This is a genomic window from Curtobacterium sp. MCBA15_008 (genome assembly GCF_001865065.1).
In the GTDB taxonomy this organism is placed as follows: Bacteria; Actinomycetota; Actinomycetes; order Actinomycetales; family Microbacteriaceae; genus Curtobacterium.
Genome location: NZ_MJGN01000036.1, coordinates 1 through 5559, shown reverse-complemented (window position 1 = coordinate 5559; position 5559 = coordinate 1). Strand labels below are relative to the sequence as shown.

The 5559-nt window shown below is 73.2% G+C and carries 3 protein-coding genes; all 3 read right to left on the bottom strand.

Annotation, left to right across the window (positions count from 1 at the left end; genetic code table 11):
* Positions 1 to 41 precede the first annotated feature (41 nt).
* Complete coding sequence (locus tag BIU96_RS14435; RefSeq protein WP_254786165.1) at positions 42 to 2207, bottom strand: alpha-galactosidase; 2166 nt, start codon at positions 2205 to 2207, stop codon at positions 42 to 44.
* Positions 2204 to 4219, bottom strand: coding sequence for a beta-galactosidase (locus BIU96_RS14430; protein ID WP_071293317.1), 2016 nt, complete (start codon positions 4217 to 4219; stop codon positions 2204 to 2206). Before BIU96_RS14430 ends, BIU96_RS14435 begins: the two co-directional genes overlap by 4 nt.
* Positions 4220 to 4314: 95 nt before the next feature.
* A complete protein-coding gene (locus BIU96_RS14425; RefSeq protein WP_175477567.1) occupies positions 4315 to 5445 on the bottom strand; it encodes an ROK family transcriptional regulator in 1131 nt (376 codons plus the stop codon).
* Between the last annotated feature and the right edge of the window lie 114 nt (positions 5446 to 5559).

The window sequence follows — 5559 nt, the reverse complement described above, 5'->3', positions numbered from 1 at the left end:
CCACAGTTGCGTTTTGCGGGGGACCCGGACCCGGGCCCGGGTCAGTCGACCGCGTCGAGCCCGAGCACGATCGCGGTCCCCGGCGCGAGCATCGGCAGCCGCGCCCCGACGTCCGCGAACACCGCCCCGGTCAGCTCGAGGTGCCCCCGGCCGAGCCACGGCGGCGGCACCGGGTCGAGGCCGTGCGGCACGGCGAGCCCGTCCACCGGAGCCAGTCGGTAGCGCCGGCTGCGATCGAGCCCCCGCACCCGCAGCGGCACCGCGAGCGACCGCGGCCCCGTCACGGTCCGTGCGACCCGGACGAGCGCGCGTGAGCCGTCCCGAGCGACGACCGCGGTGGCGTCCAACCCGGGGTCCCCCAGGTCGAGGTGCCGCACCCGCCCGGAGTGCAGCAGCCCGCGCTCCCGCCGGTACAGCGCCGTCCACGCCCGGATCCGATCGAGCTCGTCGGGCGCCAGGCGCGTGATGTCGGTCTCGATGCCCGCGGAGCCGAACAACGACACCGCCATCCGGAAGTCCAGGTCGAGGTGCCGCCGGGTCGTGTGCGAGACCTCGGGCCCGACGTGCGACCCGATCAGCTCGAGGGGCAGCAGCAGCTCGGTCCAGCGCTGGATCGGCAGGCGTTCCATGGCGTCGTTCGAGTCCGACGCCCACACCCGGTCGGTCCGCTCGAGCACGCCGAGGTCGGTCCGCGCTCCCCCGCTCGCACAGGCCTCGATCTCGAGCCACGGGTGCCGGAGTCGCAGCTCGTCCATCAGGGTGTAGACCCCGCGGGTGTGCGCGTCGATGCCGGCGCGACGGTCGTGCACGGCGTGCACGATGTCGCGGTTCTGGTCCCACTTCACGAAGTCGACGTGGTGCTCCCCGATGACCGCCGACATCGCCTCGAGCACGTGTGCGCGGGCGAGCGGGTTCGCCATGTCGAGGACGTACTGGTTCCGCCACGTGCGGACGTCGTCGTCGGGCCGCTGGAGCATCCACTCGGGGTGCGCCGCCGCCAGCTCCGACACCGGGCTGACCATCTCGGGCTCGAACCAGAGGCCGAACTCCATGCCGAGGCCGCGCACGTGGTCGACGAGCGGCGCCAGGCCGTCCGGCCAGACCGTCGGGTCGACGCTCCAGTCCCCGAGTGCCGTGCCGTCCGAGCGCCGACCGAGGAACCACCCGTCGTCCAGCACGAAGCGCTCCACGCCGACGTCCGCGGCGGTGTCGGCCAGGGCTGCGAGCGCCCCGAGCTCCTGCCGGTAGTAGACGGCCTCCCACGTGTTGAGCACGAGCGGGCGCGGTCGTCGCGGGTGTCCGGGTCGGGCGCGGAGGGAGTCGTGCAGCCGGTCCGACAGCCCGTCGAGCCCGGCGTCGCTCCAGACGAACACGACGTCCGGGCTGGTGAAGGTCTCGCCCTCGGCGAGCACGACCTCGCCCGACCGCAGGAGTTCGCCCGCGCCGAGCACCGGCCGCGCCTCCGCGAGGACGTCGTGGCGGTACACCGAGTCCGCGCTCCACGCCAGGTGCACGGCCCACAGCTCCCCGGTGTCGTCCGAGAACCCGGTGGTCCCGAGCACGAGCAGCGTCGGGGCGTCGTGCCCGGTGCGACCGCGTCGGCTCTCCCGTGCGTGGGCGCCCTGCGTCAGGGCTCGGCGCTGCGGGGTGCGTTCGCGGGTCCACCGGCCGGCGAGGTCGAACACCTCCGCCACCCGTTCCCCGACGGGCAGCGTGGCGTCGAGCGCCTGCAGGTGCACGGGCCGGTGCCCGGCGTTCGTCACGGCGTGCCGGACGCGCAGCACACCGGCCTCGTCGAGGGTGAACGCACTCGCGAGCGTCAGGCTGTCGGAGGTCGCGGTGACGAGCGCGCTGCCGGACTCCGACACCACCTCGACGTCGCGCCACCGGGGCACGAGTGGTTCGCCGTCCACGTGCCCGGCGATCGCGGGACGCCCCTCCCAGCCGTCGCGTTCGGTCGGCAGCACGGTGAGCGGCCACGGCACGTCGAACCCGCTCGGGGTGACCGGCCGTCCGAGCGCGAGGAGCAGGTCCTCGGCGTCGGTGTCCGCCAGCGGCCCGACGTCCCGCCCCCAGTGCAGCACCTCGGGCAGCCCGTCCACGGCGGTCGCGAGCACGAGGGACACCCCGCCGCCCCGCAGGACGTGGAGGTACCGCACCGGCTCCACGGCCCCGGCCGGTGTGGGTTCGCGATCGAGGACGGTCACGACGCACGCTCCTCGCGGAGCACACGGACGCGACCGGCGGGCACGACCGTGTCGGGCCCGTGCACGGTCCCGTCGAGCACGTCGGTCCCGGCGGCCGACAGGACGACGTCACCGTCGGTGTGGTTCAGCAGGAACAGGAACGCCGAGCCGTCGTCACGGACGCGACGCACAGCCTCCAGGCCTGGAGGCGCGGTGACCGTCCGCGGGACCGCCCGCTCCGCGATGATCCGGTCCACCACCCGCTGGGTGCTCTGATCGGGCAGCCTCGCCGACACGTACCAGGCGCCGCCGCCGACGGCGCGGCGGGTCACCGCCGCGCTCCCGGCGAGCGGACCGTCCGTGTACGACAGCACCACCTCGGCGTCCTCGACGACCACGGCCTCGGCCCAGTCGGTGACCACGCCGCCGTCGTCGAGCGTCCGCATCTCGTCGATCTGCAGGGGCGTGAACTCCTCGCTCCACGCGCCGAGGACCTGGCGGAAGGCGCCGGGGTACCCGCCGGTCCGGATCCGCGCGGTCTCGTCGGCGACCCCGGACAGGTAGGTGACGACCAGGGTGGCACCGCGGTCGACCACGGCGGCGAGCCGGGCGGCGGAGGCGTCGTCGACGATGAGCAGGGTCGGCAGCACCACGACGTCGTAGCCGTCCAGGTCGGCGTCGAGCGGGACGACGTCGGTCAGCACCTGCCGGTCGTGGAAGGCCCGGTGCCAGGCGCGGATCTCGGTGGCGTAGCGCAGCCCCCGGTGCGGCTTGAGGCCGGACTGCAGCGCCCAGCCGGAGGCCTCGTCGACGACGATCGCCACCCGGGCCGGCTCGACGCGGCTGCCCTGCACGGGCTCGAGCGCACGCAGGGCCCGGCCGAGCGCGAGGACCTCCCGCCACACCCGCGTCGCCGTGCCGGCGTGCGGGAGCATCGCGGAGTGGAACTGTTCCGCGCCCGCGGTCGACGCCCGCCACTGGAAGAAGAGGGCCCCGTCCGAGCCGTGGGCGACGTGCGCGAGCGCGTTCCGGACGAGCTCGCTCGGGTCCTTCGCACGGTTCCGCTGCTGCCAGCTCGGGCCGCCCGTCGAGTGCTCCATGAGCAGCCACGGGCCACGACCGCGCGTCATGCCGCGCATCCGATCGCCGGCCAGAGCGAGGTCCTGCTCACGCCGGGGGTCGTCGACCAGCGTGTAGTGGTCGTTGGCCGGGATCGCGACGTGCTTGGCCCACTCGGCGTAGTCCACGACCTGCGAGCCCGCGCCGACCATGAAGTTCGTCGTCACCGGGACTTCCGAGTGCCGTTCGATCACGGCCTTCTCGGCGTCGAAGTGCCGGAGCAGCGCATCCGACGAGTACCGCTCGAAGTCGAGCGCCAGCCCGGGGTTCGGGGCACCGCCGACCCCGCGCGGCGGCGACACCTCGTCGAACGACGTGTAGGTGTGCCCCCAGAAGGCCGTGCCCCACGCGGCGTTCGCGGCGTCGACGTCCCCGTACCGGTCGGTGAGCCAGTCGCGGAAGTCGGCGGCCGACTCCTCGCAGTAGCACCGCGCGTTCCCGCCGCCGAGCTCGTTGCTGACGTGCCACAGCCGGACGGCGGGGTGCCGACCGTAGCGCTCGGCGAGGGCCCCGACGATGCGGAGCGCGTGCTCCCGGAACGTCGCCGAGGCCGCACACCACCCGAGCCGTCCGCCTGGACGCTCGCGGCGTTCGGTGGCGTCCACCGGCAGGATCTCGGGGTGGGCGGTGAGAAGCCAGTTCGGCGGTGCGGCGGTCGGCGTCGCCAGGTCCACCGCGATCCCGTTCTCGTGCAGCAGGTCGAGCACCTCGTCCAGCCAGTCGAAGGTGAACTCCCCCGGCGACCGCTCGAGCAGCGCCCACGAGAAGACCCCGACCGTGACGAGGTTCACCCCTGCCTCGCGCATCAGGCGGACGTCCTCGTGCCAGACCTCGCGCGGCCACTGCTCGGGGCTGTAGTCACCGCCGAACGACAATCCGTCGGTGGGCCAGGGAACGGTGGGGGCAGCGGGCACGACATCTCCTTCGATGGGTGGACCGCACCAGCCTCCCGGGTCTCTCCGGGTTTGTCAACGTGTGTAACTAAGCCGGTCTGCCTCGACCTGCGCGCTCACTCACCCAGCAGCCTGCGGATCGCGAGCACCGCTCCGGCCCGGGCCCACTCGGAGAACTCGAACGGCTGGACCTCGATCGTGACGGGCTCGTCGTACGGCGCCAGGGCAGCACGGAGTGCCTCGTCCACGGCGGGCCGCGCGAGGTCGTACACCGGTAGGCCGTCGCCGGTCAGGACGATCGCCGAGGGGTCCGCGATGAGGACCGCACTCGCCAGCACGACCCCGAGCGCGCGGCCGGCGTCCTCGAACGCCGCGACGGCGCGGGTGTCCCCGGCCCGGGCGAGCTCGACGACCTCGTCGTAGGTCTTGCCGTCGTGGCCGGCGTTCTGCACGATCACCGGGCTTGGCAGGAAGCTCGAGGTGCAGCCGTGGTGGCCGAGACCGCAGTCCGGCCCACCGCCGAGGACGGCCAGGTGCCCGATCCGGCCCAGGCGCCCGTGCTCCCCCGTCGAGACCTGCCCGTTCGCGATCAACCCGAGCCCGATGCCCTCACCGACCGTGACGAGCACCATCGACCGTCGACCGGCGCCCGCGCCGAGCCAGTGTTCCTTCGCGGTCAGGGCGTGGACGTCGTTCGCGGTGAACACGGTCAGCCCGGAACGCTCCTCGACCATGGCGGCGAAGGGGACGTCCTGCCAGCCGAGGAACTGCGACGACACCACGACGGCACGACCGTCACGGAGCACGATGTCACCCGGCAGCGAGACCCCCACGGCGCAGATCGCCGGGTGGACCGCACAGAGCTGCTCGGACACCGTCGCCACCTGGTCTGCAAGGTCCTCGGGCGACGAGGACTCGATCGACTCCTCGTGCAGGGCGAGCACGCGGCCGCCGAGGTCCGTCACCGCGGCGTAGAGCCGGTCCTTCGTGAGCTTGACGCCCAGGAACTCCCACGCCCCCGTGCTCGTCTGCAACAACTCGGACGGACGTCCTGTGGCGCCACGGACATCCGTACCGACCTCGACGACCATCCGGTGTGCCACGAGGGTGCGCATCGCCCGCGTGAGGCTCGCCCGCGACAACCCGAGCGACCGAGCGATCTCAGCGCGCGAGAGCACGCCGTGGATCAGGATCTCCCGCAATGCCAGTCGGGAGCCCTCGGGCATCGCCGGCCAGGCTTCGGTCATCATTCCTCCGTCGGCTGATCCTATGGCGTCCCCGCTCCCTGCAGAACACCCGGTGAACGCAGAAAACCCCTGACCACGGATGGTCAGGGGTTCCCTGGTGTTGCAAAATAAGTC